Origin of the sequence: Homoserinimonas sedimenticola, from assembly GCF_026094475.1 — a bacterium.
GTDB lineage: Bacteria > Actinomycetota > Actinomycetes > Actinomycetales > Microbacteriaceae > Homoserinimonas > Homoserinimonas sedimenticola.
In genome coordinates, this window is the sequence record NZ_JAPELL010000001.1 from 346,955 (window position 1) to 373,336 (window position 26,382).

The following is a 26,382-nucleotide window of genomic DNA, read 5'->3' on the forward strand; positions in this document are numbered from 1 at the left end:
CTGGGGGAGCGTCATCGACGCAGCGCATGAATTGTCGTCACTATGCACCAGCGGCTCGCTCCGCCTCATCCCGTGACTTCTCGTACAGCCCCATCGCGACCAGCACCTTCACGAGCGGCCCGAGATTCTCCATCTGCAGCAGCGCCTTGATGCCGTCGTTATGGCCGACGGCGGAGGCGTAGATGACGTCTTCGAGTTCGCTCTCGATGGTGGGGGAGGTTTCGAAGTCGACCGGGGTATTGGCCATCGCCTCGGCCTGGATCTTCTCGTTCTCCACCACGTGGCGCATGATCGTCTCGGTGACGGCGATGCCGTCGACTTCGCTGACGCCGGTGCCGGAGAAGAGGTCGTTGATCTTGTCGATCACGTCCTGCAGCAGCCCGTACTTCACCTCGCGCGGCTGACCCGACCCGGCTTCGGTGATGCCGGTCAGCTCACCGGACTTGCCCGGGGTGAGGCCGAGGTTGCGTGCGTCGAGCTTGCGCAGCCGGTAGTGGGTGAGCACCACCTCGTCCGTGTTGATCACCCGCGGGTCAGCATCCTGACGCTCGATCACGCGGCGGTAGACGCGCAGGAAGATCGCCCACTTCTCGATGTCTGTGTCGCCGTAGTCGAGGATCTGCGACAGGAAGTCATACGCCCTCACGAACGCATTAACGGTGCCGCGGAACTCCTCCAGGCGACCGATCTCCAGGTCGTCGGATGCCTCGACGGCGTCGTTCCACCGCGTCCAGAACACGTCGCGAGAGGCCTTGATGTGGGAGTAGAGGGCGTTGTGGCTGGTCTTATTCAGCCACGCGTCCACGACCCCGTCGACGTCGTGGCTGTCGATGATGTTCATGCTGCGCAGCTTCGACCGCATGGTGTGGATGATGTTCGGGTCTGACGGCTTCGTCAGGTCCGCATCCTCGTAGTAGGTCTGGAACGCGGTGAGGATCTCGTCGGGGTCGTTGACGAAGTCGAGGATGTAGGTGTTCTCCTTGCCGGGGATGACTCGGTTCAGGCGGGAGAGGGTCTGCACGGCGGTGATGCCGGAGAGCTTCTTGTCCACATACATGCCCACCAGCAGCGGCTGGTCGAAGCCCGTCTGAAATTTGCTGGCGACGATCAGCACCTGGAACTCATCCCCGCCGAACGCCGCCTCCAGCGAGCGTCCCTTCAGTCCCGGGTTCATGCTCATCTCGGTGTGCTCCTCCGCACCGGATTCCGGGTCGGTGACGGTGCCAGAGAACGCGACGAGAGCGCCCAGCTGTCCGTCGAGCTTGTTGTCCTTCAGGTACTTGTCGATAGCGACCTTGTACCGCACGGCCTCCTTACGAGACCCGGTGACCACCATGGCTTTGGCGCGGCCGCCGAGCTCGGTGCGCACGTTCGCGCGGAAGTGCTCCACGATCACCGCAACCTTCTGCGCGATGTTGGTCGGGTGCAGCCGCACCCACCGCATCAACTCAGTGTTCGCCTTCGTGGTGTCAACTTCGACGTCTGCGCCGCCAGCGGTGTGGGCGATGGTGAAGGCGAGGTCGTAGGTGATGTAGTTCTTCAGCACGTCCAGGATGAAGCCCTCCTCAATGGCTTGCTTCATCGAGTACAGGTCGAACTCCTTCTTCACCCCCTGCTCGTCCTCCCGCCCGAACAGCTCCACCGTCTTGCCCTTCGGGGTGGCGGTGAAGGCGAAGAACGACACCGTGCCGACCCCAACCTTGCGGGCCATCATGTCGGCCAGCACATCCTCGGCATCCACCGTCTCGTCGCCCTCGCCAGCACCTGCAGTGAGCACCTGCTTGAGGGATGCCGCAGCCTCACCCGTCTGGGACGAGTGCGCTTCGTCGGCGATGACGGCATACTTGCGCCCCGCCAGACCGGCGTTGTTCTCGATCTCGGTGAGCGCGTGCGGGAAGGTCTGCAGGGTCACGCCGATGATCTGCCGCCCGGCCAGGAGAGCGGATGCGAGCTGCTTCGACTTTGACGCATCCCCACCCCGCGTGATCGGCTCAAACACGCCGGAGGTGGTTTCCAGCTGCTCGACGGCGCGCTGCAGTTGCCCGTCGAGGACCTGCCGGTCGGAGACGACGATGACACCGTCGAACATCTTGGTGCCATCGGGTTTGTGGAGCTGCGCCATCCGGTGCGCAGTCCACGCGATCGAGTCGGTCTTCCCTGATCCAGCGGAGTGCTGGATCAGGTAGTTGTGCCCGGGGCCTTCGTCGAGGACGGCACTTTCGAGCTTTGTGACGGCCCGCCACTGGTGGTAGCGAGGGAACCGCAGCGACCGCGTGTAGGTCTTCTTCCCGTCGATCGGGTCGGTCTTCTCCTCGAACCGGTAGTGCAAGAACCGGCCGACGATGTCCAACCAGGTCTCCCGCTCCAGGATCTCCTGCCAGAAGTACGCCGTCGGGCTCGTGCCGGGGATCGGGTCGTTGCCAGCACCGTTGCCCTTGCCCCGGTTGAACGGCAGGAAGCGGGTGTTCGCACCGTCGAGCTTCGTGGTCATATGCACTTCTTCGTTGGTGACAACGAAGTGCACCAGCGCCCCACGCCCAAGCGAGAGCAGGGGTTCACCCTCGGGGCGACGGTCCGTCGCGTACTGCTTAAGCCCGGCCTGCAGGTTCTGGGTGAGGTCGGTCTTCAGCTCGATGGTGGCGACGGGGATGCCGTTGACGAACAGGGCCAGGTCGAGCCGGTTGCCGTTCTTGGTCGAGTACTCGACCTGCCGCATCACCCGCACACGGTTCATCCGGAACCGCTCCACCGTCATTGCATTCAACGTCGTCGCCGGGCGCGCCTGGAACAGCGAGAACTTCGCATTCAGCACGCCGATGGGAGCTTTGAGGGCGGCGAGGGTGCCGCCGCCGTTCATGGTGTCGGTGGCGAGCACCTGCACGATCCGGTCGAGGACCTGCTTACGGCCTTGAGCTTGGGAGACTTCGGATGCCTCGGGCTTGACGATCTTCGCCAGCTGCTCCGGCTGCGTGTCTTGGAGCCAGCCGATGATGTCGTCCTCGAACAGGCCCCGCTCGCGGTCGTAGCCGAGGTCGTCGGGGGAGTACTCCCACCCGTGCGCCGCCAGATGCTCACACAGCTCAACCTCGAACGCGTCCTCATGATGAATCGCCATTGATTGTTCCCCCTGGTTAGCTTGCTACGACGGTGACCGCGGCGTCGACAAGTCGGCGCGCGTGAAGGACGAGTCGGGATGCCTCCGCGTGAGTCGGGAGGCGATCGCCGTATGACTGTGCTGATTTCTCCGCCAGCAGCGCATCAAGATGCTTGGCAGTCGACGCGTTACTGGCGGATCGCAGCGCGTCGAGCGCATCGCGGTGTGCGTCGGATGAGACTTTGTAGCCGAGCACGTGGCCGCAGATTGCGTCGCTCGCGGCGATGCCAGCGCTGACCGCGATCTCGCCAGCGTGCTTCCATTCGTGTGGACTTGAGCCACCGAGTTGGAGCTCTGCGGAATCCAGACGAGTCTGCGCGTCTCGCAGACGGATGCGGACCGAAGCAGCTTCCATCGGCTGTCGCCGCGGGCTGATCCGCGGGTTCATGCGGCGCTCGCCCGCATCCCGGGGAGCGCGGGGCCACAGATATGGATGCCGTCGGTGAGCACGTTCGCTACGAACGGATCGCGTTCGGTGACCCTCTGCTCGAACTCTGATCGCTCCAGCGAATAGATCTGTGCTTCGTTCCCGGTCAGGCGTTCTACATGCTCGCCGAGCCTGTAGCTGAAGTCTGCACGAGCTTCCGGGTCGAAGTAGTTCGGGAAGACGAGGAGCAGGTCGATGTCGGATTCCGCGTCCGACTCGCGGCGAGCGACCGAGCCGTAGAGGAGAAGCGTCATCCGCGCTTCCTCTGGTACTTCGCTTGGCACTTCTTCGAGACAGAACTCGCGGATGCCGTCGAGGGCGCGTGAGCGCGACTCAAGCCCCAGTTCCACGACGGGCCAGAGTACGTGCTGGCGATTCGGGCGGTAGATGATGGCGGGCGGTCTGGATTCGGCCGTAACGAGTCCGACCCTGGCGAGATTGTTGACGGCACGGTGCACGCTGGACGTCGAGCCGATGCCAGCGAGGGCGTGGATCTGTCTCCCCGAGAAGCCAGCGTCGGCCCGAGAGAGCACTCGCAGCACGGCGGCCTCGACTGGGCTCGTCAGCCCGTCCAGCGGTTCACTCAGGTTCATGTGACGATTCTGGCACGAATGTCTCGAAAATGGAACGCACCACAGGCTTAGGGAACTGCACCGACGACGGGTGGTCGTTCTATGGCGTCGAGGGTGACGCCGTTGACGTCTTTCCACTCTGTCCAGCCGTTCGCGGACCGGCCTAGGACTGCCCCTGCTGCGCCAGATGGGGACCGGAAGACGTGGTCTCGTGTGAACGCGTAGCCGTCTCCTTGTGGCGCGAGCACGCCCTGGGTGAGGAGCTGGTTTCGTCGTTCAGTGATCTTGGGCAGCCCGCTCACGACGGGGCGTGCTGCGGAGCCGGAGAACACGGTGAAGCCGGCGGAAGAGTAGTTTCCTGTCGCACGGCCGCCTTCGTGGTCGATGAGAAGAAGGCTGGTGGTGGGGGTTTCTTCGGATGAGGCGGGGACTTCAAGGAATGAGGCTCCGAGGGTTGCGAGCAGGATTTCGATGGTCTCGAAGAACTCGCGGCAATCCGCCATCACAGGGGCGGGAAGCGACCGTGCGAAGCCTACGGTGCCGTTCGTCAGTCGGTGACTGGCAGCCAGCTTGGCCTTCTCGAGCGCATCCAGTTCGAACTGCCTGGTGTGGGCTTTCGTCCAACTGTTCGTGAGAGACACAGCGACGTATGCGCGGTCCCAGAACGACTTATTCACGTCGTGCTGCGTGAGACGCTTCGCCACCTCGTCAGACTCGCCGACATAGAGCGCCGGACGTTCATCATCGCTTTCGGCGTCTTCTCCGACCAGGAAATACACACCGGGCTGCCCCGCGAAAGGGTCGGCCACGAACTCCTTCAGGTCTGACCGGGGGACCTCGTACACTCTCACCGTTCGAGTGGTGATCTCGGCGTGCCGGAGACCCTTCGGGTTGCCGGTCGGAAGAAAGATCTGAATCGTTTGCGCTCTCATGCTTGTCCGTCTCTGACGTCGATCTTCCCGGTCACCGCCGCCGAGATCAGGGCAGCCCGCCGCTCCCGCGACAACGCGATCGCCTCGCGCCCATCTGCGACCGCCGCGTCGAGCTCTCCCACCTCTTCCTCGAGCTCGTCCGAGATGCGCTTGCGCTCAGCCGTGTCGGGCCAAGGGATCTCCATGTTGTCGAGAGTGGATCTCGTTAACTGATTAACCGTCGACGTGGAAAAAAGGCCCATTTGGGAAGAGAAGAGCGAAGAGTTGAGAACCCAACTCATGAATCGATAGTCGCGGGTGCGAAGCACGCTCATAAATGCGCCGAAGGTCTCTCCTACAGTGACATCGGTGATGATTGCGTTTTTCCCAACCAGTGCTCGGCTTCCATTTCGAGCGCAAATCAGAATGTCACCTTCTCTGGTTCGAAGCTCTGCAGGGATCAGCGAACTCACCCGAACCACATCCGTGCTGATGTCGATCAAACCGCGCTTGATGTTGCCAGAACGAAGCACGATCGTTCCGTCGTCGCTTTCCGTGAGGTCATCGGGCGAGTAGGTGAGCCCAATGAGCGACCTCCCGACTTGCTTTATCCGCCGCACTTCCCAGTGTCGAGGGATCGATCCGAGCCACTCAATACCGCTGTCTCTCGTCGGGGCGGTCGGGTCGAGGCCCTTGGTGACGGCGTGGCTGATCGTCGCGGCACGCCGCTCGGTGAGCAGCCTGATGAGTTCTTCCTGGTTCGCGATGAACGCGTCGATCTCCGCGGTCTCCCGATCCAGGAACTTCACTATCGCCGCCTGATCTGCAAGCGACATGTACGGGATCTTCGCCGTTGCCAGGTCCGACTGAGTCATGCTGGGAAGGGCGGTGCTGGTCACCCAGTAGGCGTAGGGCAACTGAGCCGCCCAGTAGTAAACGAAACGAGGCAGCAAGTGGTTCGTCGAAATATCGGTGTAGTACATCGTGTCGACAGTCCAGAAGCGCCCGTTGACATGCAACGGCTTGTCTACAGTGCCCTTCCGTCCGAAGAGCACGGATTCACCCTCGAACAAATAGGACGAGGCCCGGCGAAACTCACCCCCAGATCCGTAGACAGGGTAGCCACCCTCCTCAACCTCTACAGATGCGTAGTCAGCACCGTTCCTAAAGTGAACGAATCGACCGACGGCGCAAATGTCCCAGTCGACGGGCAGTCTGCCGAGCCATTCGACACCGCTGTCCTTGTACTCCGGGTATGGCTTGAGCTCCGTCACGCTTTCACCGCTTCGAGTCGTGCGCGGATTCGGCCGAGGACGGCGTCGAGGTCGGCGTCGATCTCTTCGAGTGAGCGCGGGGGGACGTACTTGTAGAAGTGGCGGGTGAAGGGGATTTCGCACCCTTCCTTCGTCTTCGACTCGTCGATCCAGGCATCCGGTGCGAAGGGCTTCACCTCGCGCTCGAAGTACTCGTGGATGTCCTCACTCCACGGGACGTTCTCGGTATCGCGCAGGCTCGGGTCCGGCTCCGGCTTGCCCTTCGCACCCGTCACGATCGGGGCATTCTCGTCGCGCGCCGACAGGCCCGCGATGAACGCCTTCAGCTGGGAAGCGTTGAGGGTCACACCCGTCTCTGCCAACACATGAGTGACTGCCTTGCGGAAGGCTGCGGCATCCGTCGTCGGCTCGACCGGGTTGGTTTCGACAAGCTCGACCAGCCGAGTCCAGTCGGCCGCAACCCTGGCGAGAGCCTTCGCTTCCCGCGCGACAGCGAGCCGCTCCGCGGTGAGCGCCCAGTTCAGGCGCAGCGGCCGCTCGACCGTGATCGTGCGGTAGAAAAAGTCCTCGACCGCGAACACCTTCGACTGTTCCGCCTCACCGAACTGCTCGTAGAGCTTCACAATGCCGGCGATGTTCTCGTCGCTGAGCTCGTTGCGCTTCGAGCCGAGGCCCTTGCGCATCTTGCGGAAGAACTTCGACCCGTCGATGAGCTGCACCTTGCCCTTGCGCTCCGGGCTCTTTTTCGTCGAGAGCACCCAGATGTAGGTGGCGATGCCGGTGTTGTAGAACATGTCCGTCGGCAGGGCGATGATCGCCTCCAGCAGGTCACGCTCCAACACCCACTTGCGGATGTTCGACTCACCCGACCCCGCACCACCCGTGAATAGCGGACTGCCATTCAGCACGATCGCCGCCCGGCCGCCACCGTCCTCGGCGGGGCGCATCTTCGAGATCAGGTGCAGGAGGAACAGCATCGACCCATCGGAGACGCGGGGGAGACCCGGGCCGAAGCGGCCGGCGTAGCCGCGGAGGGTGTGCTCCTCGGTGACGGCCTTCTGCTGCTTCTTCCAGTCCACGCCGAACGGCGGATTCGACAGGCAATACGAGAACGTCTGGCCGGCGTGGCCGTCGTTGAGGAGGGTGTCGCCGAACACGATCGCGTCAACCGACTGGCCCTTCACCGTCATGTCCGCCTTGCAGATGGCGTAGGACTGCGGGTTGATCTCCTGCCCCGCCAGTGTGAGCGTTGCCGACGGGTTGGCGCTGCGGATGTGGTCCTCCGCCACTGACAGCATCCCGCCTGTGCCGGCGGTGGGGTCGTAGACGGAGCGCACCACGTTCGCCTTCGCGAGGGTGTCGGATTCGGGGGCCAAGAGGATGTCGACCATCAGTTCGATGACGTCCCTCGGGGTGAAGTGCTCACCGGCGGTCTCATTGGAAGCTTCCGCGAACTTGCGGATCAGCTCCTCGAAGATGTGGCCCATCTCCTCGTTCGGCACCTTCGTCGGCGACAGGTCCACCTCGGCAAAGCGCTGAGTGACGAGGAAGAGAAGGTTGTGCTCGTCGAGTTCTGCGATGCGGTCGGAGATCTTGTACTTGTCGAAGATGTCCTTCACGTTCTCCGAGAAGCCGTTGACGTAGTCGAGCAGGTTCGCCGCAAGGTTCTCCGAGTCGCCGAGCGCGGTCTTCAGGTCGAAGCGTGACTCGTTCCAGAACGAGTATTGGTGACCTGCCTTGTTGCGCAGCAGCGACGCCCGCACCGGCAGCCCGTCACCCTTCGCCTGCTCGACCGCCTCGAATACGGCCTTCTGTGTTGGCGCGAGGACCGCATCCAGACGGCGCAGCACCGTGAACGGCAGGATGATGTCGCCGTACTGGTGGGCTTTGAAGCTGCCGCGCAGCAGATCGGCGATCGACCAGATGAAGGTGGCGTGGTTGTTACTCAAGACGTGACTCTCCCCAGTGCCGCGGGTACGCAAGAGCGCGGCATGACGAGTCTGCCGGTTTCCGCCGACATCCGCAGCCAGACGCTCCGCAGCGAGAAGCTCTGAGAGCACGAAAAAACCGGCTATCAGAGAGATCTGATCGCCGGTTCGATTTCCGTGTCCGAGGGGGGACTTGAACCCCCACGCCCTATACGGGCACTAGCACCTCAAGCTAGCGCGTCTACCTATTCCGCCACCCGGACTGGGTGTGTTGCTCACCGCAACGAGGTATGACTTTAGCATGCTCTGAGGCACCCAAATGCACACGCCCGACGCTGCCGCCGCGCGCCCGGTACCGTGGAGGCATGACGACGCACGCCGAGCTCGACGAGACCGCCATCATCGCGCGCGACCTCATCCGCTTCGACACCACCAACTACGGGGAGGGCCGGTCGAACGGCGAGGCGGATGCTGCGGAGTACGTCGCCCAGAAGCTCATCGAGCTCGGCCTCGAGCCCCAGATGTTCGAGGGCGCACCCGGCCGGGTGAGCGTGGTCGCGCACGTGAAGGGCCGCGACAGCAGCAAGGGCAAACTCGTCGTGCACGGGCACCTCGACGTTGTCCCCGCAATCGCCGACAACTGGACGGTGGACCCCTTCGAGGGCGTCATCAAAGACGGCATGTTGTGGGGGCGCGGCGCCGTCGACATGAAGAACATGGACGCCATGATCCTCACCGCCCTCGGCGACATCCTGAAGTCGGGGGAGCGCCCCGCGCGCGACCTCGTCGTCGCCTTCTTTGCGGACGAGGAGGCGGGCGGAGTTTTCGGCTCCGGATACCTCGTGCGCGAGCATCCGGAGCTCTTCGCGGGTGCGACCGAGGCGATCAGCGAGGTCGGCGGGTACTCCATCACGGTGGGCGACACCCGCGCCTATCTGCTTCAGACGGGGGAGAAGGCACTCATCTGGGCCAAGCTGGTCGCCCGCGGCCGCGCCGGCCACGGCTCCCGCATTCACCCCGACAACGCGATCACGCGCCTCGCGGAAGCCGTCGCCAAAGCCGGAAAGCTCGAGTGGCCCGTGCGACTCACCGACACGACGGAGGAGTTGCTCGGCGAGATCGCCCGCATCCTCGGCGTGGACCCACAGCAGGTAGGCCCCGACGAGCTAGCCCTCGCGACGGGCACCGCCTCCACCTGGATCCAGGCATCCCTCCGCAACACCGTCAACCCGACCATGCTCGCCTCCGGCTACAAGCACAACGTCATCCCCGACATTGCCGAGGCAGCCCTCGACATCCGCGCCTTCCCAGGCGAGGAGGATGCCGTGATCGCCGCGATCCAGGATGCTGTCGGTCCCGACATCGAGGTCGTCACCTCCTTCCGCGACGTGGGCACCGAGACGAGCTTCGACGGCTCGCTCGTCGACGCCGTCAAGGCCACGCTCGAACGGCACGACCCCGGGGCCCCCGTGCTGCCCTACCTGCTCGCCGCCGGCACCGACAACAAGGCGCTCACCAAGCTCGGCATTCGCGGCTACGGTTTCGCACCCCTCAAACTGCCGCCCGAGCTCGACTTCACGGGAATGTTCCACGGGGTCGACGAGCGCGTGCCGCTCGACGCGCTCGTGTTCGGCAGGCGCGTTCTCAGGGACCTGCTGCTGGAATACTGAATCAGCGAGCCCCGCGCGTGGGCGCCGACACGACGGGAGTTCCATGGGATTCATCGAGGCGATCATCCTCGGCCTTGTGCAGGGCCTCACAGAGTTTCTGCCGATCTCGTCCAGCGCCCACCTGCGCATCGTGGGCGAGTTCCTCCCCTCCGCGACCGACCCCGGCGCAACCTTCACCGCCATCACGCAGCTCGGCACCGAGGCGGCGGTCGTCATCTACTTCTGGAAGGACATCACCCGCATCATCGGGAGGTGGTTCCGTCACTGGCGGCCCAGTGAGGGCATCCCCAAGAATGACCCCGACGTGCGACTCGGATGGCTCGTCATCATCGGCACCATTCCGATCGTGCTCGTGGGCTTCTTCGCGCAGGAATACATTCGCTCCGTCTTCCGCAACCTCTGGTTGGTCGCGATCGTGCTCATCTTCTTCGGTGTGCTCCTATGGCTCGCCGACTGGCTCGGCAAGCGCACACGCGACATGCGGGAGATGAGCTACCGCGACGGCATCCTCGTCGGTCTGGCCCAGGTGCTCGCCCTCATCCCCGGCGTCTCCCGCTCCGGCGCGACCACCAGCATGGGTCTCGCCCTCGGCTACACCCGGCCCGCCGCCGCCCGCTTTGCCTTCCTCCTCGCCATCCCCGCTGTCTTCGGCAGCGGGCTCTACGAGCTCTATCACGGCATCACCTGCGACCCTGCGACGGATGTCTGTGTCGAGGTCTACGGCCCCTTGGAGACTCTCATCGCGACCATCGTCGCCTTCGGCGTCGGCCTCGGGGTCATCGCATTCCTGATGGCGTACATCTCGAAGCGCTCGTTCCTGCCCTTCGTGATCTACCGACTGGCGCTCGGCGGCGCCCTCATCGTCCTGCTGTCCGTGGGGGCGATCTCGGCGCTCTAGGCTTGACGGGTGAAGTCCTGGAGCCACCCCGCAGTACCGTCCATCCCCGGCACGGGACCGATCCCGCAACTATTCGACACCGCGACGGGCGGCCTCAAGCGCGCCTGCTCCAACAGCCACGCGTCCCTCTACGTCTGCGGCATCACCCCCTACGACGCCACACACCTCGGCCATGCCGCCACCTACCTCGCCTACGACACCCTCGTGCGAGTGTGGCTCGATGCGGGGATGGATGTCCGCTACGTGCAGAACATCACCGACATCGACGACCCTTTGCTCGAGCGCGCCAACGCCACCGGCGTGGACTGGCGTGAGCTCGCGGAATCCCAGGTGCAGCTCTTTCGCTCCGACATGGAGCGCCTCCGCATCATCCCGCCGCAGCACTATGTGGGCGTGACGGAGGTCATCGACGATGTCGCGGATGCCGTGGCGCAGCTCCTGCAGAGCGGCATCGGCTACCGGGTCCCCAGCGACGACGCCGACGACGACATCTACTTCGACAGCGCCGCCGCGGCAGGCGTCGCCTGGTCGCTCGGGAGCGAGAGCGGACTCGACCGCGACACCATGCTCACCCTCTCCGCCGAGCGTGGGGGAGACCCTGAGCGCCCCGGCAAGCGCGACCCGCTCGACCCGCTCCTCTGGCGCGCCGAACGCGCGGGCGAACCCGCGTGGGATTCCGTGCTGGGGCGCGGCCGTCCCGGCTGGCACATCGAATGTGCGGTGATTGCCCTTGACCGCCACGAGGAGACCATCACCGTCAACGGCGGCGGCTCCGACCTCGTCTTCCCACACCACGAGTACAGCGCCGGTCACGTCGCGGCTCTCACGGGCGAACCCCTCGCCGAGATCTACTCCCACGCGGGAATGGTCGCCTACCAGGGCGAGAAGATGAGCAAATCCCTCGGCAACCTCGTGCTCGTCTCGCGCCTGGCGCAGGAGGGCGCAGACCCCCGCGCCATCCGTCTCGCCCTGCTTTCGGAGCACTACCGCAGCGACTGGGAATGGACGGATGCCCATCTCTCGCGCGCACAGGCCCGGCTCGAGGCGTGGTCGCGGTGGGCCGCCGCGGTCGAAGCCTCCGATGCGGCCGTGGATCCGCTCGTGACGGTGCTTCGGGAGACGCTCAGTCACGACCTCGAGACGCCGCGGGCGCTCGAGCGCGTCGACGCCCACATCGCCGCGGGCGCTCCCGCGTCTGCCGAGGCCGTCACGGCGATCGACGCGCTTCTCGGCGTGCGCCTGGTCTAAGCGGGCTCGAGCTCGTCGACCACGACGGTTAGGGGCCGTTGCCGCCGCGGCCGTCCGCCCGGCCACCGTCGCCGCGGTGCCGCAGGTACTTCTCAAACTCCTCGGCAATCGCATCGCCGCTCGCCTCGGGGGAGTCGACCGTGTCGCGCGCCTGCTCGAGCTGGTGGATGTACGACGCCATCTCATCGTCCTCGCCCGCCAGCGTGTCGATGTTGTCCTCCCATGCGGCCGCCTCGGCCTCGAGGTCGCTGCGGGGAACGTTCACCCCGATGAGCTCCTCCAGCTTGTCGAGCAGGGCAAGCGTGGCCTTGGGTGAGGGGACGCTGTGCACGTAATGGGGAACGGATGCCCACACCGAGAGGGTGCGCACATCCGCTCTCTCGCACGCATCGGCGAGGATGCTGAGGATGCCGACGGGCCCCTCATAGGCGCTGCGTTCGAGTTCGAGGGCACCGCGGACATCCGAGTTCTCGCTCGTCACGAAGACCGAGATCGGGCGGGTGTGGGGTACGTCGGCGAGCATCGCGCCGAGGAACACGACCGTGTCGATCTCCCGATCCTCGATCGTCTCGAGCACCTCGGAGGCGAAGGTCTTCCAGTTGCGGGAGGGCTCGGTGCCGAGGAGCAGGTACACGTCACCTTCCGTGCGGGGGCCGAAGATCGTGACCCCCGGCCACTCGATCAGCCGGGACCCGTCCTCGTTGCTGCGCACGGTCGGCCGGTTGAACTGGTAGTCGAAATAGTCCTCGGGGTCGACCGCGGCGATGGGGTCGACGTCGAGCAGGTCGCGCAGGGCGACGACAGCACTGCTCGCGGCGTCTCCCGCATCGTTCCAGCCGGAGAACGCGACGATGAGCAGTCGCTGGCCGAGTATCCCGTCCCGCACGCGTATCCCTTCCCCCGCCGCCTTACTGAAGGCCGTCGAGTGCTTGTTAAAGGATAGGCCGCTTGCTGGGAGAGCGCGCATCGCGCAGGTCGGCGATGTGTGGCGTCTAGACTCTTCCGGTGCATTCTTCTCTTCCCTCCGGCGTCTTCTGGGACATGGACGGCACCATCGTCGATACCGAGCCGTACTGGATGAAGGCCGAGGAGGACCTCGTCGCCGAGTTCGGGGTGCCCTGGACTCACGAGGATTCCCTCGAGATCGTGGGGGCAGCGCTCGAGCACTCTGCCCGCGTCTTTCAGAACCGCGGGGTGGACCTTCCGAGCGACGTCATCATCCAGCGGCTCAGCGGCAGCGTCATCGAGCAGATCCGCGTCGCGGTGCCGTGGCGTCCCGGTGCGCGCGACCTGCTGCTCGCTCTGCGTGAGCGCGGCATCCCGACCGCCCTCGTGACGATGTCCTACGGCGAGATGGCGCATCTCGTGGCGGACTCGATCGGCTTCGACGCCTTCGACGCCGTCATCTCGGGCGACGTCGTCTCCCACGGCAAGCCGCATCCGGAACCGTACCTCCACGCGGCGCGCACCCTCAGCCTCGACCCCGCGGACTGCGTCGCGATCGAGGACTCGCCCGCCGGCGTGGCCTCCGCCGTCGCCTCGGGTATGGCCACGATCGGCGTGCCCGCCCACGTGAGCCTGCCCGAGAGCGAGGAGTACACGCTCTGGACCACCCTCGACGGGCGCACCGTCGACGACCTCGGTGCCGTCCTCGCGGCATCCCGCCGCAAGGAGAACCACCGATGAGCTTCAGCGGCCCCTTCCGCCTCGGCGACAAGGTGCAGCTCACGGGTCCCAAGGCCCGGCTGCACACGATCATCCTCGAGTCGGGCAAGGTGTTCCACTCGCACCGCGGCACGATCGATCACGACGCGCTCGTCGGCCTACCCGACGGTTCCGTCGTCACCAATTCCACGGGTGACGAATACCTCGCGCTGCGGCCCCTGCTGAACGACTTCGTCATGTCGATGCCGCGCGGTGCCGCCATCATCTATCCCAAGGATGCTGCGCAGATCCTTGCGGTCGGCGATATTTTCCCCGGCGCGACCGTCGTGGAGGCGGGTGTCGGATCGGGCGCGCTCAGCCTCTGGCTCCTGCGCGCGCTGGGCGACACGGGCGAGCTCAAGTCCTTTGAGCGCCGCGAGGAGTTCGCCGAGATCGCGCAGGCGAACGTGACGAACTTCTTCGGGCGTCGGCCCGAGAACTGGTCGGTCACGGTGGGCGACCTCGTGGAGGCTCTGCCGCAGACGACGGAGGCGGCATCCGTCGACCGGATCATCCTCGACATGCTCGCGCCGTGGGAGTGCCTCGACGAGTGCGCTGACGCGCTCAAGTCTGGGGGCGTGCTCGTCTGCTACATCGCAACCGTGACTCAACTCTCGCGGGTTGCCGAGGCAATCCGGGCCACCGGCCGCTTCACCGACCCGCAGTCCGCAGAGACCATGGTGCGCGGATGGCACGTGGAAGGGCTCGCGGTGCGCCCCGACCACCGCATGGTCGCGCACACGGGGTTCCTGCTGACCGCGCGCAAGCTCGCCGACGGCACGGTCCTTCCGCAGCTCAAGCGGCGCGTCTCCAAGACCGAATTCAGCGACGCCGACGTCGAATTGTGGACGCCCGGCGCCCTCGGTGACCGCACGGGCAGCGACAAGAAGCTCCGCAAGACGGCGCGCGCCGCCCGGGCGGCCGCCGCGCACTCGGTCGCCGCGAATGCCGAGGCCGAGGCACCCGACCCCGAGTCGGATGCTCCGGCCAACTAGAATTGCCAGACCCGCAACGAAAAGAGGATCCGTGCGCACACTTCCCGCGCTGCTGACCGTCGCCGTCGTCCTTCCGGCGCTCGCCGCGTGCTCGGCACAGCCCGACGCCTGCGAGCTCCCGTCCGGCGACGCATCCTCTGTCGTCACCGCCGAGGGCGCGTTCGGTTCCGCCCCCGAGATCGACATGCCCACGCCCGTCATCACGCAGGAGTCGCAGGCGAGCGTGCTCGTGGAGGGGGAGGGCGACCTACTGGCGCCCGGCCAGCCGGCCCTCGTTCAGCTTTCGCTGCTCAACGGCGGCACGGGCGAGTTGCTGCAGGACACCTACCAGGACGCCCCCATCCTGCAGGTTGCGGGCACCGAGACCCTTCCGCCCGTGGGCGCCGCGCTCGAGTGCGCCCGTGAGGGCTCGCGCATCGTCGCCGTCGGCTCCCCGCAAGCAACGCACGGGGGAGAGGCGATCCCCGAGCTGGGTGTCGCCGCCGACGACTCCTTCGTCTTCGTGATCGACGTGCTCCAGACCTTCCTCCCTAAGGCCGACGGCGTGACTCGCGCGGGCAACAACGGCGACCCTGCGGTCGCTCTCGCTCCCAACGGTCGTCCCGGCATCACGGTGCCCAACACGGAGGCGCCCGAGGATGCCGTCATCTCCGTCCTCAAGGAGGGCGACGGAGCAGAATTGGAGGAGGGCGACCAGGCCGTTCTCCACTACACGGGCATCACGTGGGCTGAGGAGGAGGTCTTCGACAGCTCCTGGGAGGCGGGAGCCCCCCGCATCTTCGACCTCAGCGAGGGCAGCCTGATCGAGGGCTTCTACGACGGCATCGTCGGCCAGAAGGTCGGCTCGCAGGTGCTGCTCGTGATCCCGCCGGAGCTCGGCTACGGCGACCAGGCGAGCGCGAGCATCCCCGCCGGCTCGACCCTGATCTTCGTCGTCGACATCCTGGGCATCGTCGAATAGCCGCGATGGCAGCAGCCCGCATCCCCGTCGAGGAGAGGCTCTTCAGCCTGGTCCTCGCGCTGCTCGCGACCGACGCGGGTCTGACGAAGCAGGAGATCCTGTCAACCGTCCAGGGATACCGGCAGCGCTACGTCGCGGGCGGTGACAACGGCAACCTCGAGCGACAGTTCGAGCGCGACAAGGACGACATCCGGGAGCTCGGCGTTCCGCTGGAGACCGTCGAGCCTCTCGGCGAAGCGGGCAACAACCAGAACCTTCGCTACCGCATCCCCAAGGGGGCCTACGACCTGCCCGCGGACGTGCGCTTCACGCCTGAGGAGGAGACTCTCCTGCACCTCGCCTCCATGGTGTGGCGCGAGGGGAGCCTCTCGGCCGAGTCGGGCCGGGCCCTCCTCAAGCTGCGCTCGCTAGGGCTAGACGCGGCCGAGCCCGTACTCGGTTACACGCCCCGGCTGAGGGCCCGCGATGAAGCATTCGAGCCTCTCTCGGGCGCCCTGCAGAAGAGCGCCGTCGTGACCTTCTCCTACCTGAAGCCCGGCATGTTGTCGCCCGCGAGCCGCACGGTCGAGCCGCTCGCACTCTTCCAGCACGAGGGCCGCTGGCACCTGTACTCGCGTATCCCCGGCAGCGACGAGACGCGCACCTATCTGCTACGCCGCATCATCGGTCCCGTCGCCGTCACCTCTCGCCGCTTCACGCCGCCCGCGGGCGACCAGGCGTCGATAGGCCTGGCAGAGCTCGCAGCGGTATGGAACGCGAACACCGCCGTCGTGCGTGTCGTGCCCGGTTCGGATGCCGCGACGAGGCTCCTGCGCAGGCGCGGCACCGAGGCATCCGGCGACGACGAACTCACGCTTCACTACGCCGACGCCGCGATCCTCGCAGACGAGCTCGCCGAGCTGGGACCCGAGGTGCTCGTGGTCTCGCCCGAGCACCTACGCGACGCGGTACGGGAGCGTCTCGCCGCCGTCATCGCCGCCCACGGAGGGCCTTCCCACGGGGGAGGAAGCACGAATGGCTGAGGTGAAGGGCAGGCAGAAGGCCCCGCAGGCTGGCGACAAGCTAGCCTTCCTGCTGGTGCTCGTGCCCTACCTCATGGAGCGCGGGCGCACGAGCGTGACGGATGTCGCGGCCCACTTCGGCGTCTCGGAGGAGCAGGTGCGCGACGCGGTGCGCCTCATCGCCATCTCGGGCATCCCCGGCGACACCGGCACGTACCAGCACGGTGATCTCTTCGACCTGGCCTGGGACGACTTCGATGAGAGCGACGAGATCCTGCTCACCAACCTCGTGGCGATCGACGATGCCCCGCGATTCTCCGCGCGCGAGGCTGCCGCGCTGATCGCCGGGCTGCAGTACCTCTCCGGGCTGCCCGAGAATGCCGATCGCACGGCCATCTCGACCCTCATGGCGAAGCTCTCGCGCGGGGCATCCGCGACCCCGAGCCCCGTCGCGGTAGAGGACAGTGAGTCGAACAGCGTGCTCGCTGTCATCCGCGAGGCAGTCGCGAAGGGCACGCAGCTCGAGTTCGACTACATCGGCTGGGAGGGCACGCGGGGGCGTCGCGTCGTCGATCCGCTGCGGGTCGAGTCGCTCGACAACGACTGGTACCTGCGCGCGTGGTGTCACCTCCGCGAATCGGTCCGCACCTTCCGCATGGATCGCATGATCGACCCCGTTGCGACGGATGCCCCCGTCTCCGACCGCTCCCGCGACATCTCGCTGGGAGACACCCTCTTCGAGGGCTCTCGCAGCGACACCGTCGTGACGCTTGAGGTGGCCCGCGCGGCGCTACCCCTCCTCGCCGACTTCTCGCCCTCCGAGCCGGTCGACGCGGGTGGCGACACCGTCGTGACGACGATCTCGGTTCCGCACTTCCACCGGCTCAAGCGGCTCGCCGCCGGAATGGCAGGGATGCTTCGCGTTGTGGACCCGCCTGAGGCCAGGGATGCCGTGGCCGAGTGGGCATCCGCCGCGCTTTCCCGATACACGCAGCATCAGTGACGTAGACTTTCAGCACTCAACGACGTCGCCACACCCACTGAAAGAAGAGACCCATGCCAAACCTCGGTGGCTGGACCGGACTCATCCTCGTCCTCATCGTGCTCGTCGTCTTCGCTGCGCCGAAGCTCCCGCAGATGGCCAAGAGCGTCGCCCAGTCGATGAACATCTTCAAGAACGAGATGAAGTCGAACCGTGCGGATGAGAGCTCGGCCGACGACGTTCCTGCGACGGCGGACGAGAAGAACACGAAGAACTGATCGGCGTGGCTGCGCCGACACGCACGCCGCGCAACCGAGAGGGTCGCATGCCCCTCGCCCAGCACCTCCTCGAGTTCCGCCGCCGCCTGTTCATCTCGGCCATCGCGATTGTCGTCGGCGCTGGTGCCGGATTCTTCACGGCGGAGTGGGTCTGGGGGCAACTGCGCGAGCCCCTTCGCCGCGTCGCGGAAGAGCAGGGTCGTACGGCGGACGTCTCCTACACCTACGTCACCGAGGCTTTTGACACGCGGCTGCAGATCGCCTTCATCGTCGCGCTGATCATCGCAAGCCCCGTCTGGCTCTACCAGATTTGGGCATTCTTCATGCCCGCCCTGCACCGTCATGAGAAGCGCTTGGCACTGGGCTTCCTCGGTACCGCCGTTCCTCTGTTCCTTGCGGGTTGCTATGTCGGCTGGCTCGTGCTCCCGAACATGGTGACTCTCCTGGTCGGCTTTGCGGCGGAGGATGCGCCATCGTTGCTCACGGCCAAGACCTACCTCGACTTCACCGCCAAACTTCTCATAGCCGTCGGCATCGCCTTCGTGCTCCCGGTCTTCCTCGTGATGCTCAACATCGCGGGAGTGATCACCGCGAAGCAGATCCTCGGCGGCTGGCGCGTCGCGATCGTCGTCATTGCAACCTTCGCCGCTCTCGCCACCCCGGCTGCCGATGTCGTCTCGATGTTCATCCTCATGGGGGCGATGGTCGTGCTCTACTTCGCCGCGGCAGGCGTAGCCTGGCTCAACGATCGGCGAGCCGCCCGACGGCTTGCAAAGCTGGAGGAGGAGGCGCGAGTGCCATGATCGACGAGGACATGTCGCCCGCGGAACGCTACGCCGCGTCGCGCCTGCGGCAGGGCTCGCCCCTGCTCGAGCAGTTCCGTGCCGGTCTCTCCTTCGACCTCGACACCTTCCAGCTGGAGGCCTGTGCCGCGCTCGAAGCCGGCAACGGGGTGCTTGTCGCTGCCCCTACGGGCGCGGGAAAGACCATTGTGGCCGAGTTCGCGCTTTTTCTCGCGATGCAGGGGGCCAACGACAAGGTCTTCTACACCGCACCCATGAAGGCCCTCAGCAACCAGAAGTTCCAGGAGTTCGTGTCCGTCTACGGGGCGAGCGAGGTGGGCCTCCTCACGGGCGACACGAACATCAACTCGGGGGCGCGCATCGTCGTCATGACGACCGAGGTGCTGCGCAACATGCTCTACGCCGACTCTGATCTGCTCCGTGACCTGTCCTACGTCGTCATGGATGAGGTGCACTACCTCGCCGACCGCTTCCGCGGCGCCGTCTGGGAGGAGGTCATCATCCACCTGCCGCAGTCGGTGCGGCTCGTCTCACTGAGCGCGACCGTCTCCAATGCGGAGGAGTTCGGCGACTGGCTCCAGGCGGTGAGGGGCGAGACGTCGGTCATCGTCTCCGAGCAGCGACCCGTGCCGCTCGACCAACACGTGCTGGTGCGAGGCAAGCTCCTCGACCTGTTCGACACCTCCGCCGCGACCGCTCGCCGCTCGGGCGACGAGACGGCGACGCCCCGTGTGAACCCCGAGCTCCTCCAGCTCGCCTCCTTCGGGGGCAGGGGTGGTCCTCCGGAGCGGGGACGGGGGAGGGGCCGTGGGCGTTACCCCGTGCGGCAGTTCGAGGAGGGGCGGCTCAGCCGAGCGCAGGTTGTGGAGTTGCTCGGATCCAAGCACCTCCTGCCCGCCATCTTCTTCATCTTCAGTCGGAATGGATGCGACCAGGCCGTCTCCCAGGTGCTGCGCACGGGCATCCGCCTCACCGATCGGATCGAACGCGACGAGATCCGCGAGATCGTCGAGGAACGTTGCCGGGCGATCCCGGATGAGGATCTGGCGGTGCTCGGGTATTGGCAGTGGCTCGACGGGCTCGAGCGGGGCGTTGCGGCGCACCACGCGGGCATGCTGCCCGCGTTCAAGGAGGTCGTCGAGGAGCTCTTCCAGAAGAAGCTCGTCAAAGCAGTCTTCGCGACCGAAACACTCGCCCTCGGCATCAACATGCCCGCACGCACGGTCGTGCTGGAGAAGCTCGAGAAGTTCAACGGCGAGGCCCGCGTGCCCATCACCCCGGGCGAGTACACGCAGCTCACCGGGCGAGCTGGCCGCCGCGGCATCGACGTTGAGGGTCACTCCGTCATCCAGTGGCAGGGCGGCCTCGACCCGCACGCCGTCGCCTCGCTCGCCTCGCGCCGTACCTACCCGCTCAACTCGAGCTTCTCGCCGACCTACAACATGGCCGTCAACCTCATCGAGCAATTCGGACGCGAGCGCACCCGTGACATCCTCGAGTCCTCCTTCGCCCAGTTCCAGGCCGACCGCTCCGTCGTCGACATGGCGCGAAAGGTGCGGTCGCAGGAGGAGTCCCTTGCCGGCTACGCGCAGGCGATGGAGTGTCACCTCGGCGACTTCGCCGAGTACTACGGCATCCGACGCGAACTCACCGACCTGGAGCGAAAGGTCGTCCGCAGCGACCATGGCATCCGTGGCGAGCGCGAGCGACGGCAGCGACAGCTCACTGCGCTGCGCAAGCGGATGAAGCAGCATCCCTGCCACAGCTGCAGCGACCGGGAGGCGCACGCCCGCTGGGCGGAGCGCTGGTGGAAGCTGAAGAAGAAGACGGATGATCTGCGGCGGCAGGTCAAAACCCGCACGGGTGCCGTCGCGAAGGTCTTCGACCGCGTGACCGAGGTGCTGCTGGAGCTCGGTTACCTGAGGCGCGACGAACACGGCGCCGTCGTCGTGGCGGAGGGCGGTCGCATCCTTCGACGGATCTACGGTGAGCGGGATCTGCTCGTCGCCGAATGCGTGCGCCGGGGTCTCTGGGACTCCCTCGACACGCCGGGAATGGCGGCGATGGCAGCGGCACTCGTCTATGAGCCTCGCCGCGAGGAGCAGGGCGGAGAGCGATACCTGCCCAAGGGCCCGTTCCGCGCTGCGCTAGACAACACGACCACGCTGTGGGCCCAGCTCGACGATCTCGAGACCGAGCACCGGCTCCCCGGCACGGAGCCCGTCGCGACGGGGCTCTCCGCACCCATGTACCGCTGGGCGCAGGGTGCCCCGCTCGACACAGTGTTGCGCGATGCCGAACTCGCCGCCGGCGACTTCGTGCGTATGACGAAGCAAACGATCGACCTCCTCGACCAGATCTCGATCGTCGCCGATGCGCCCGTGGGCCCCACCGCGCGCAAAGCTCTCGACGCGATCCGCCGCGGCATCGTCGCCTACTCGAGCGTCGGCTGATCCATGGTGAGCACGATCGACCGGCCGAGCCCTGCCCCGACGAATGCTGCGGCCCCGCGCCCTCGCCGCTGGAGCTGGACGCGGCTCGCGGCTGCCGTCGTCGGCGGGCTCGTGCTCTCCGCAGCGTTCCCGCCCATCGGCTGGTGGCCCCTCGCGATCCTCGGGACCGCCCTGCTCCTGTGGTCGCTTCGCGGAGCGGGGACCGCGGCGGCAGTCCTTCTGGGGCTGGGCGGCGGTTTCGCCTTCTACGGTACCCACATCTTCTGGCTCACGACCTATCTGGGGCCCGTGCCGTGGCTTGCCCTCGCGGGCGTGGAGACGCTCTTCTTCGCGGTCGCCGCCGTCATCATCTCCTATGCCTGGCGCTGGGGTCTGGCTGCGACGGCCCACCCGCTCTGGCGCTTCAGTGGCCTGCCTGTCGTGTTGGCTGGCCTGTGGACGGCCCGCGAGGGCATTGTGAGCGTCTGGCCCTATGGCGGCTTCTCCTGGGGTCGGCTCGCGTTCTCACAGTCAGAGGGAGCCTTCCGGGAGGCAGTTGCTTGGCTGGGCGCCGCGGGGCTCGGCTTCGTCCTCGCCCTCATCGCTGCCCTTCTCGTGCAGGGCGCCTGCGACCGTCAGGCGCGGGGCAGTTTCGCCGTCCGCGCGGCACCCCTTGCCGTGATCACCCTCGTGGCGCTCCTTGTCCCGACGTGGCCAGCCGAGGACACGGGGGACGTCACGGTCGCGGCGGTCCAGGGCAACTCCGAGGCCGGCCTCTGGGCGCAGCGTCAGCGCGGAGACATCCTCGACGAGCACCTGCAGGCGACCGTACCGGTCCTCGATGCGGAGGTCGACGTCGTGGTGTGGCCCGAGAACGCCGCCGACCTCAACCCCCTGCGCTATCCGCAGGCGGCGGGCGTGCTCGACTACGTCACGGAGGAGATGGATGCCCCGCTCATCGCCGGCACCATCACGGATGGCGACGAGGGGCAGACCTTCAACAGCATCCTCCTCTGGGAGGCAGGGGAGGGGGCCGTCGCCCAGTACGACAAGATCCACCCCGTTCCCTTCGCCGAGTACCTGCCCGATCGTGAGTTCTGGTATCCGCTCGCGCCCGCGCTCTTCGATCTGATCCCGCGCGACTACTCCTTTGGGCAGCGCCCCAACGTGCTCGATATCGCCCTGCCCGATGGTGGAACGCTCGCCGCCGGCATCGCGATCTGCTTCGACATTGTGGACGACGAGCTGCTGCATCAGATGATCGACGGGGGAGCGGAGGTCATCTTCGCTCCCACCAACAACGCGGACTTCGGGCAGAGCGCGGAGAGCGTCCAGCAACTCGCGATCGCACGGCTGCGCGCGATTGAGTACGGGCGGTCGCTCGTGAACATCTCCACGGTCGGCGCGAGCGCAATCATCGCGCCTGACGGCAGCACGATCGCCGACCTGCCGACCTTCGAGCCAGGCGCGATGGTCGAGACGATTCCGCTGCGGGACAGCGTGACCCCGGCCGCCGCGATCGGCCGACAGGTCGAGTGGTTCACGGCAGGCATCGGGATGCTCGGCCTGCTGGCCGTGGGAGGCCTTGCCGTCCGGCGGTCCCGAGGCGGCACGCGCGAGGCAGCCCATGGGTGATGCCCTCGTGCTCGTGCCCACCTACAACGAGGCCCCGAACATCCGAGACATCGTGGCGCGCATTCGGGCGGCTGTGCCCCACGCTGACATCCTCGTGCTCGACGATGCCTCCCCGGATGGCACCGGCAGCATCGCCGACGCAATCACCCAGACGGATGCTCGTGTCGCTGTGATCCATCGGGCGGAGAAGGCGGGACTGGGCGCGGCATACCGTGAGGGGTTCCGGTACGCGATCGAGAAGCGTTACGCCATCGTCGTCGAGATCGACGCCGACGGCTCGCACGACCCCGCCGAGTTGCCCACGATGCTGAGGCTCGCCGAGACCGCGGATCTCGTCATCGGCTCACGCTGGGTGCGGGGCGGATCTGTCGTCGACTGGCCCCGACACCGGCTCGCGATCTCACGTCTCGGCAACCGCTACGCGCGCGCCGCCCTGCGCTCCCGTATTCGTGACCTCACGGCGGGCTTTCGCGCCTACCGCACCGAAGCCCTCCATGAGATGGACCTCGACGCGGTCTCCTCACAGGGGTACTGCTTCCAGGTCGAGATGGCGTGGCGTCTCGAGCGCAGCGGATGCCGCGTGGTCGAGCATCCCATCACCTTCGTGGAACGCACCGAGGGTGACTCGAAGATGCACCTCGGGATTGTCACCGAGGCCCTGTGGCGCGTGACGGCCTGGGGGATCGCCCTGCGCCTCCCGAGCGGCAGCCCGCACACACGACGAGGGCCCGCGGAACACTCCGCGGACCCTCGGTAGCTCGTGTCGCCTAGGCGCCGATCTTCTGCTCGCCCTTGCGGGCACGCAGATAGTTGAGCCGCTCCTGCAGCAACTCCTCCAACTCGGCACGACTGCGGCGCTCGAGAAGCATGTCCCAGTGGGTCCTGGCCACCTTCTCCTCGCCCTGCTCCTGCTCGACCAGTTCGCCGTCCTCAGCGACGAGGCGCCCCTCGGCGCCCGTCTTGGGCGACTCCCAAACGGTGGGAATCTCGGCGTCGGCGGCGAACATCACGTCGAACGTGGAGCCGTCGGCTGAACGGTATGTGCTTTTCTTGCGCGCTGAGAACGTGACGCCCTCTTCACTCTGAAGGCTCTGGGATCCGAGCCTCATGCCGCGCAAACTGCGATCCGCCATTGTGTGGTACCTCCTCGCGTTGCTCAAGTTATAAACCGTGCTGCTGGGAGATCTATTCCTTGGCCCTGCGCCTCCGGCGAGTTCACAGGCGACTCTCGGGGTGGCGGGCGTCAGCGCGTGCCGGTCAGGACCTCGACCGCGACATCCGCGCGATCCGTGACGATTCCATCGACGCCCATCGCGACGAGCCTTTCCATGTCCGCCGGCTCATTCACCGTCCACACGTGCACCTCGACGCCGGCCGACCTCAGCAGGTTCACGCTTCGCGGAGTCACGATCCGTACGCCGCGGAAGCGCTCGGGAACCTGAACAGCATCGACCGGTTCAAGGATGCGCCGGAGCATCCGCGCGTTTCGGATCCGCAGCGCCCCGATTGCCTTCGCCACGAGCGCCGACGATGCGGATGTCGCGACACCCTCGAGCTGGCTGACGGCCGAGCGGCGGCGGCGCTCGTCGAAGGACGTTACGAGCACCCGCTGCACGGCACCGGCCTCGCGCACCGCCCGCACGAGCGGATCCACCGCGTTGTTCGCCTTGATGTCGATGTTGAAGCGTGCCGTGGGGAAGGCGTCGAGGGCCTCCGCGAGGCTGCAGAAGCCCTGACCCTCACCCAGGTCCACCCGGCGAAGCTCCGACATCGTCAATTGTTCGACGCGGACGTCGCGCCCCGCGAGGCGCTTCAAATCGGCATCATGACTGATGCAGGCGATCCCGTCTGCAGTCGCGTGAACGTCCGTCTCGAGATGCGTGGCGCCGGCGCTGAGCGCTTTGAGAAAGGCGAGGAGCGTGTTCTCCGGGGCCTCGACGGCCAGGCCCCGGTGCGCGATGATCCGCGGGGCGGGGGAGGAGAAGAACTCCGGTGTCCGTTCAGGCACCCTTGTCGTTCACTCCCGGGGCTGCCGTGCCTCCCGCGAAGCCCGCCGCAATCCCCTTGAGCGACTCGGTGAGCTCCGAGGGGATGATCCACAGCTTGCTCGCTTCACCTTCCGCGATCTTCGGGAGGGTCTGCAGGTACTGGTACGCGAGGAGCGGCCCATCTGGGTTGCCCTCGTGGATCGCACTGAACACCGTCGTGATGGCCTCCGACTCGCCCTGGGCGCGGAGCACGGCCGCCTTGGCCTCACCCTCGGCCTCGAGGATCGCGGCCTGTCGCTTGCCCTCTGCCTCAAGGATCGCGGACTGCTTGGTGCCCTCCGCCGTGAGGATAGCCGCCCGCCGATCACGCTCGGCCCGCATCTGCTTCTCCATGGAGTCCTGGATGGAGGCGGGCGGGTCGATCGCCTTGAGCTCGACACGGCCGACGCGGATGCCCCACTTGCCCGTCGCCTCGTCGAGCACGATGCGGAGCTGCCCGTTGATGTTGTCGCGGCTCGTGAGCGCCTCCTCGAGGTTCAGTCCGCCGACGACATTGCGGAGCGTCGTCGTTGTCAGCTGCTCGACCGCGCCGAGGTAGTTGGCGATCTCGTAGGTGGCGGCGCGAGCATCCGTCACCTGAAAGTAGACGACCGTGTCGATCGAGACGACGAGGTTGTCCTCCGTGATGACCGGCTGGGGCGGGAACGACACCACCTGTTCGCGCATGTCGATGAGCGGACGCATCCGGTCGATGAAGGGCACGAGGATGTTGAGACCCGGCTGCAGCGTCTTGTGATAACGCCCGAGGCGTTCCACGATGCCCGCATTGGCCTGCGGCACGATGCGGATGGCGCGGAACAGCACGACGATGACGAACACCGCCAGGACGACGAGCAGGGCAGCAATGAAGAACTGCCCGATCGTGCTCGAGAAATCATTCATGGGGGGTGGTCCTCTCCACGGGAACGACGACGGCGGTGGAGCCGTCGATGGCGGTGACGACGACGTACTCACCGTCGAGTACGTCGCGCTGTTCGGTAAGGGGCGAGAGACGGCAAGTCCAGGTCTCACCATTGGCGAGCTTGACCTGACCGGGCGAGTCGCCGATAGCGACGACGACACGGCCGTTCATGCCCATGAGCGCGTCGATATTGCTCGGCGTCGTATCCTCGCCGTGTCTCAGCTTGCGCAGCAGCACGGGTCTGATCAGAAGAATCAGGAGCACCGAGAGGATGGCGGCTGCGCCGATCTGCACCCACCACGGCGCACCGGCCAGATTCATGCCGAGGCCGCCGAGACTCCCCGCGGCGATCATGAGGAAGGTGAACTCGAGCGTCAGCAGCTCGATGATGACCGCGACAAGGATGAAGACGAGCCACACGATCCAGAGGTACTGCGTCAGATCAACGGCGAACGCATCCATGTTCTCGGCTCCTTGCGGGGTCGGCGTCTCCTGAAACTACCACTCACCACCGGCAGGGGAGAGGCGTTGGCACCACTTGGTATTGTCGTGGGCGGCGC

At 66.2% G+C, this 26,382-nt stretch carries 24 protein-coding genes and 1 tRNA gene; 13 read left to right on the top strand and 12 right to left on the bottom strand.

From position 1 onward, the window contains the following. Positions 1-40: 40 nt before the first annotated feature. From OH146_RS01590 to OH146_RS01620, 7 genes are all read right to left on the bottom strand, one after another. Positions 41-3,115, bottom strand: a complete 3,075-nt coding sequence (locus OH146_RS01590) for a type I restriction endonuclease subunit R (RefSeq protein ID WP_265156715.1) — start codon at positions 3,113-3,115, stop codon at positions 41-43. 16 nt (positions 3,116-3,131) lie between these two features. Continuing rightward, entirely contained in the window at positions 3,132-3,509 is a 378-nt protein-coding gene (locus OH146_RS01595; protein WP_265156717.1) for a hypothetical protein, read from the bottom strand. Positions 3,510-3,538: 29 nt separating this feature from the next. Continuing rightward, on the bottom strand, positions 3,539-4,174 hold the full coding sequence (locus tag OH146_RS01600) for a nucleotidyltransferase domain-containing protein (protein ID WP_265156719.1): 636 nt from the start codon (positions 4,172-4,174) through the stop codon (positions 3,539-3,541). A 47-nt stretch (positions 4,175-4,221) separates the two neighbouring features. Continuing rightward, positions 4,222-5,085, bottom strand: a complete 864-nt coding sequence (locus tag OH146_RS01605) for a GIY-YIG nuclease family protein (protein ID WP_265156721.1) — start codon at positions 5,083-5,085, stop codon at positions 4,222-4,224. After that, positions 5,082-6,338: a restriction endonuclease subunit S gene (locus OH146_RS01610; RefSeq protein WP_265156723.1), complete on the bottom strand. Its 1,257-nt coding sequence runs from the start codon at positions 6,336-6,338 to the stop codon at positions 5,082-5,084. Before OH146_RS01610 ends, OH146_RS01605 begins: the two co-directional genes overlap by 4 nt. Next, entirely contained in the window at positions 6,335-8,287 is a 1,953-nt protein-coding gene (locus tag OH146_RS01615) for a type I restriction-modification system subunit M (RefSeq protein WP_265156725.1), read from the bottom strand. Before OH146_RS01615 ends, OH146_RS01610 begins: the two co-directional genes overlap by 4 nt. A gap of 157 nt (positions 8,288-8,444) precedes the next feature. Continuing rightward, positions 8,445-8,529, bottom strand: a tRNA-Leu gene (locus OH146_RS01620). A 102-nt stretch (positions 8,530-8,631) separates the two neighbouring features. On the opposite strand from OH146_RS01620, the gene OH146_RS01625 reads away from it, so the two are divergent. The 3 genes from OH146_RS01625 to mshC are packed head-to-tail and all read left to right on the top strand — an operon-like array spanning position 8,632 to position 12,082. Continuing rightward, positions 8,632-9,936, top strand: a complete 1,305-nt coding sequence (locus tag OH146_RS01625; RefSeq protein WP_265156727.1) for a M20/M25/M40 family metallo-hydrolase — start codon at positions 8,632-8,634, stop codon at positions 9,934-9,936. Between the two features lie 43 nt (positions 9,937-9,979). Next, on the top strand, positions 9,980-10,834 hold the full coding sequence (locus tag OH146_RS01630) for an undecaprenyl-diphosphate phosphatase (RefSeq protein ID WP_265156729.1): 855 nt from the start codon (positions 9,980-9,982) through the stop codon (positions 10,832-10,834). Positions 10,835-10,843: 9 nt separating this feature from the next. Next, positions 10,844-12,082 (top strand): cysteine--1-D-myo-inosityl 2-amino-2-deoxy-alpha-D-glucopyranoside ligase, encoded by a 1,239-nt coding sequence (gene mshC / locus OH146_RS01635; RefSeq protein WP_265156730.1) that lies wholly within the window; start codon positions 10,844-10,846, stop codon positions 12,080-12,082. Between the two features lie 28 nt (positions 12,083-12,110). Here the strand turns inward: mshC and OH146_RS01640 are convergent, their stop codons facing one another. After that, the gene (locus tag OH146_RS01640; protein WP_265156732.1) at positions 12,111-12,968 is read right to left on the bottom strand and encodes a PAC2 family protein; all 858 of its coding nucleotides are present in this window, start codon (positions 12,966-12,968) and stop codon (positions 12,111-12,113) included. 119 nt (positions 12,969-13,087) lie between these two features. Between OH146_RS01640 and OH146_RS01645 the strand changes: the two genes are divergently transcribed. Genes OH146_RS01645 through OH146_RS01690 form a run of 10 tightly spaced genes read left to right on the top strand, consistent with a single transcriptional unit; the run spans position 13,088 to position 23,630 of the window. Then, complete coding sequence (locus tag OH146_RS01645) at positions 13,088-13,768, top strand: HAD family hydrolase (RefSeq protein ID WP_265156734.1); 681 nt, start codon at positions 13,088-13,090, stop codon at positions 13,766-13,768. After that, on the top strand, positions 13,765-14,781 hold the full coding sequence (locus tag OH146_RS01650; RefSeq protein WP_265156735.1) for a tRNA (adenine-N1)-methyltransferase: 1,017 nt from the start codon (positions 13,765-13,767) through the stop codon (positions 14,779-14,781). Before OH146_RS01645 ends, OH146_RS01650 begins: the two co-directional genes overlap by 4 nt. A gap of 31 nt (positions 14,782-14,812) precedes the next feature. Continuing rightward, on the top strand, positions 14,813-15,742 hold the full coding sequence (locus OH146_RS01655; protein ID WP_265156736.1) for an FKBP-type peptidyl-prolyl cis-trans isomerase: 930 nt from the start codon (positions 14,813-14,815) through the stop codon (positions 15,740-15,742). A gap of 5 nt (positions 15,743-15,747) precedes the next feature. Further along, positions 15,748-16,764, top strand: a complete 1,017-nt coding sequence (locus tag OH146_RS01660; protein WP_265156737.1) for a helix-turn-helix transcriptional regulator — start codon at positions 15,748-15,750, stop codon at positions 16,762-16,764. Beyond that, positions 16,757-17,746: a helix-turn-helix transcriptional regulator gene (locus OH146_RS01665; RefSeq protein WP_265156738.1), complete on the top strand. Its 990-nt coding sequence runs from the start codon at positions 16,757-16,759 to the stop codon at positions 17,744-17,746. Before OH146_RS01660 ends, OH146_RS01665 begins: the two co-directional genes overlap by 8 nt. A 53-nt stretch (positions 17,747-17,799) precedes the next feature. Further along, entirely contained in the window at positions 17,800-18,003 is a 204-nt protein-coding gene (locus OH146_RS01670) for a twin-arginine translocase TatA/TatE family subunit (RefSeq protein WP_265156739.1), read from the top strand. A gap of 47 nt (positions 18,004-18,050) precedes the next feature. Beyond that, on the top strand, positions 18,051-18,806 hold the full coding sequence (gene tatC, locus OH146_RS01675) for a twin-arginine translocase subunit TatC (RefSeq protein WP_265156741.1): 756 nt from the start codon (positions 18,051-18,053) through the stop codon (positions 18,804-18,806). Beyond that, on the top strand, positions 18,803-21,259 hold the full coding sequence (locus OH146_RS01680) for a DEAD/DEAH box helicase (protein WP_265156745.1): 2,457 nt from the start codon (positions 18,803-18,805) through the stop codon (positions 21,257-21,259). Before tatC ends, OH146_RS01680 begins: the two co-directional genes overlap by 4 nt. Positions 21,260-21,262: 3 nt before the next feature. Next, positions 21,263-22,873 (top strand): apolipoprotein N-acyltransferase, encoded by a 1,611-nt coding sequence (lnt, locus tag OH146_RS01685; RefSeq protein WP_265156748.1) that lies wholly within the window; start codon positions 21,263-21,265, stop codon positions 22,871-22,873. Beyond that, positions 22,866-23,630, top strand: coding sequence for a polyprenol monophosphomannose synthase (locus OH146_RS01690; RefSeq protein WP_265156750.1), 765 nt, complete (start codon positions 22,866-22,868; stop codon positions 23,628-23,630). The genes lnt and OH146_RS01690 overlap by 8 nt, the downstream gene beginning before the upstream one ends. Before the next feature lie 10 nt (positions 23,631-23,640). Here OH146_RS01690 and OH146_RS01695 read toward each other — a convergent pair whose 3' ends face one another. The 4 genes from OH146_RS01695 to OH146_RS01710 all read right to left on the bottom strand — a co-directional run bounded on the left by OH146_RS01695 (position 23,641) and on the right by OH146_RS01710 (position 26,284). Continuing rightward, a complete protein-coding gene (locus tag OH146_RS01695; protein WP_265156752.1) occupies positions 23,641-24,006 on the bottom strand; it encodes an RNA polymerase-binding protein RbpA in 366 nt (121 codons plus the stop codon). Positions 24,007-24,116: 110 nt separating this feature from the next. Next, positions 24,117-24,881, bottom strand: a complete 765-nt coding sequence (locus OH146_RS01700) for a glycerophosphodiester phosphodiesterase family protein (protein ID WP_265156754.1) — start codon at positions 24,879-24,881, stop codon at positions 24,117-24,119. Further along, a complete protein-coding gene (locus OH146_RS01705; protein WP_265156756.1) occupies positions 24,874-25,803 on the bottom strand; it encodes an SPFH domain-containing protein in 930 nt (309 codons plus the stop codon). The genes OH146_RS01700 and OH146_RS01705 overlap by 8 nt, the downstream gene beginning before the upstream one ends. Then, positions 25,796-26,284: an NfeD family protein gene (locus OH146_RS01710; RefSeq protein WP_265156758.1), complete on the bottom strand. Its 489-nt coding sequence runs from the start codon at positions 26,282-26,284 to the stop codon at positions 25,796-25,798. Before OH146_RS01710 ends, OH146_RS01705 begins: the two co-directional genes overlap by 8 nt. Positions 26,285-26,382: the final 98 nt, after the last annotated feature.

What these genes read in the sequence shown, in the direction of transcription:
- OH146_RS01590 (WP_265156715.1), bottom strand. Translation starts at nt 3,115, where the DNA reads ATGGCGATTCATCATGAGGACGCGTTCGAGGTTGAGCTGTGTGAGCAT.
- OH146_RS01595 (WP_265156717.1), bottom strand. Translation starts at nt 3,509, where the DNA reads ATGGAAGCTGCTTCGGTCCGCATCCGTCTGCGAGACGCGCAGACTCGT.
- OH146_RS01600 (WP_265156719.1), bottom strand. Translation starts at nt 4,174, where the DNA reads ATGAACCTGAGTGAACCGCTGGACGGGCTGACGAGCCCAGTCGAGGCC.
- OH146_RS01605 (WP_265156721.1), bottom strand. Translation starts at nt 5,085, where the DNA reads ATGAGAGCGCAAACGATTCAGATCTTTCTTCCGACCGGCAACCCGAAG.
- OH146_RS01625 (WP_265156727.1), top strand. Translation starts at nt 8,632, where the DNA reads ATGACGACGCACGCCGAGCTCGACGAGACCGCCATCATCGCGCGCGAC.
- OH146_RS01630 (WP_265156729.1), top strand. Translation starts at nt 9,980, where the DNA reads ATGGGATTCATCGAGGCGATCATCCTCGGCCTTGTGCAGGGCCTCACA.
- OH146_RS01650 (WP_265156735.1), top strand. Translation starts at nt 13,765, where the DNA reads ATGAGCTTCAGCGGCCCCTTCCGCCTCGGCGACAAGGTGCAGCTCACG.
- OH146_RS01660 (WP_265156737.1), top strand. Translation starts at nt 15,748, where the DNA reads ATGGCAGCAGCCCGCATCCCCGTCGAGGAGAGGCTCTTCAGCCTGGTC.
- OH146_RS01665 (WP_265156738.1), top strand. Translation starts at nt 16,757, where the DNA reads ATGGCTGAGGTGAAGGGCAGGCAGAAGGCCCCGCAGGCTGGCGACAAG.
- OH146_RS01670 (WP_265156739.1), top strand. Translation starts at nt 17,800, where the DNA reads ATGCCAAACCTCGGTGGCTGGACCGGACTCATCCTCGTCCTCATCGTG.
- tatC (WP_265156741.1), top strand. Translation starts at nt 18,051, where the DNA reads ATGCCCCTCGCCCAGCACCTCCTCGAGTTCCGCCGCCGCCTGTTCATC.
- OH146_RS01680 (WP_265156745.1), top strand. Translation starts at nt 18,803, where the DNA reads ATGATCGACGAGGACATGTCGCCCGCGGAACGCTACGCCGCGTCGCGC.
- lnt (WP_265156748.1), top strand. Translation starts at nt 21,263, where the DNA reads ATGGTGAGCACGATCGACCGGCCGAGCCCTGCCCCGACGAATGCTGCG.
- OH146_RS01690 (WP_265156750.1), top strand. Translation starts at nt 22,866, where the DNA reads ATGGGTGATGCCCTCGTGCTCGTGCCCACCTACAACGAGGCCCCGAAC.
- OH146_RS01695 (WP_265156752.1), bottom strand. Translation starts at nt 24,006, where the DNA reads ATGGCGGATCGCAGTTTGCGCGGCATGAGGCTCGGATCCCAGAGCCTT.
- OH146_RS01705 (WP_265156756.1), bottom strand. Translation starts at nt 25,803, where the DNA reads ATGAATGATTTCTCGAGCACGATCGGGCAGTTCTTCATTGCTGCCCTG.
- OH146_RS01710 (WP_265156758.1), bottom strand. Translation starts at nt 26,284, where the DNA reads ATGGATGCGTTCGCCGTTGATCTGACGCAGTACCTCTGGATCGTGTGG.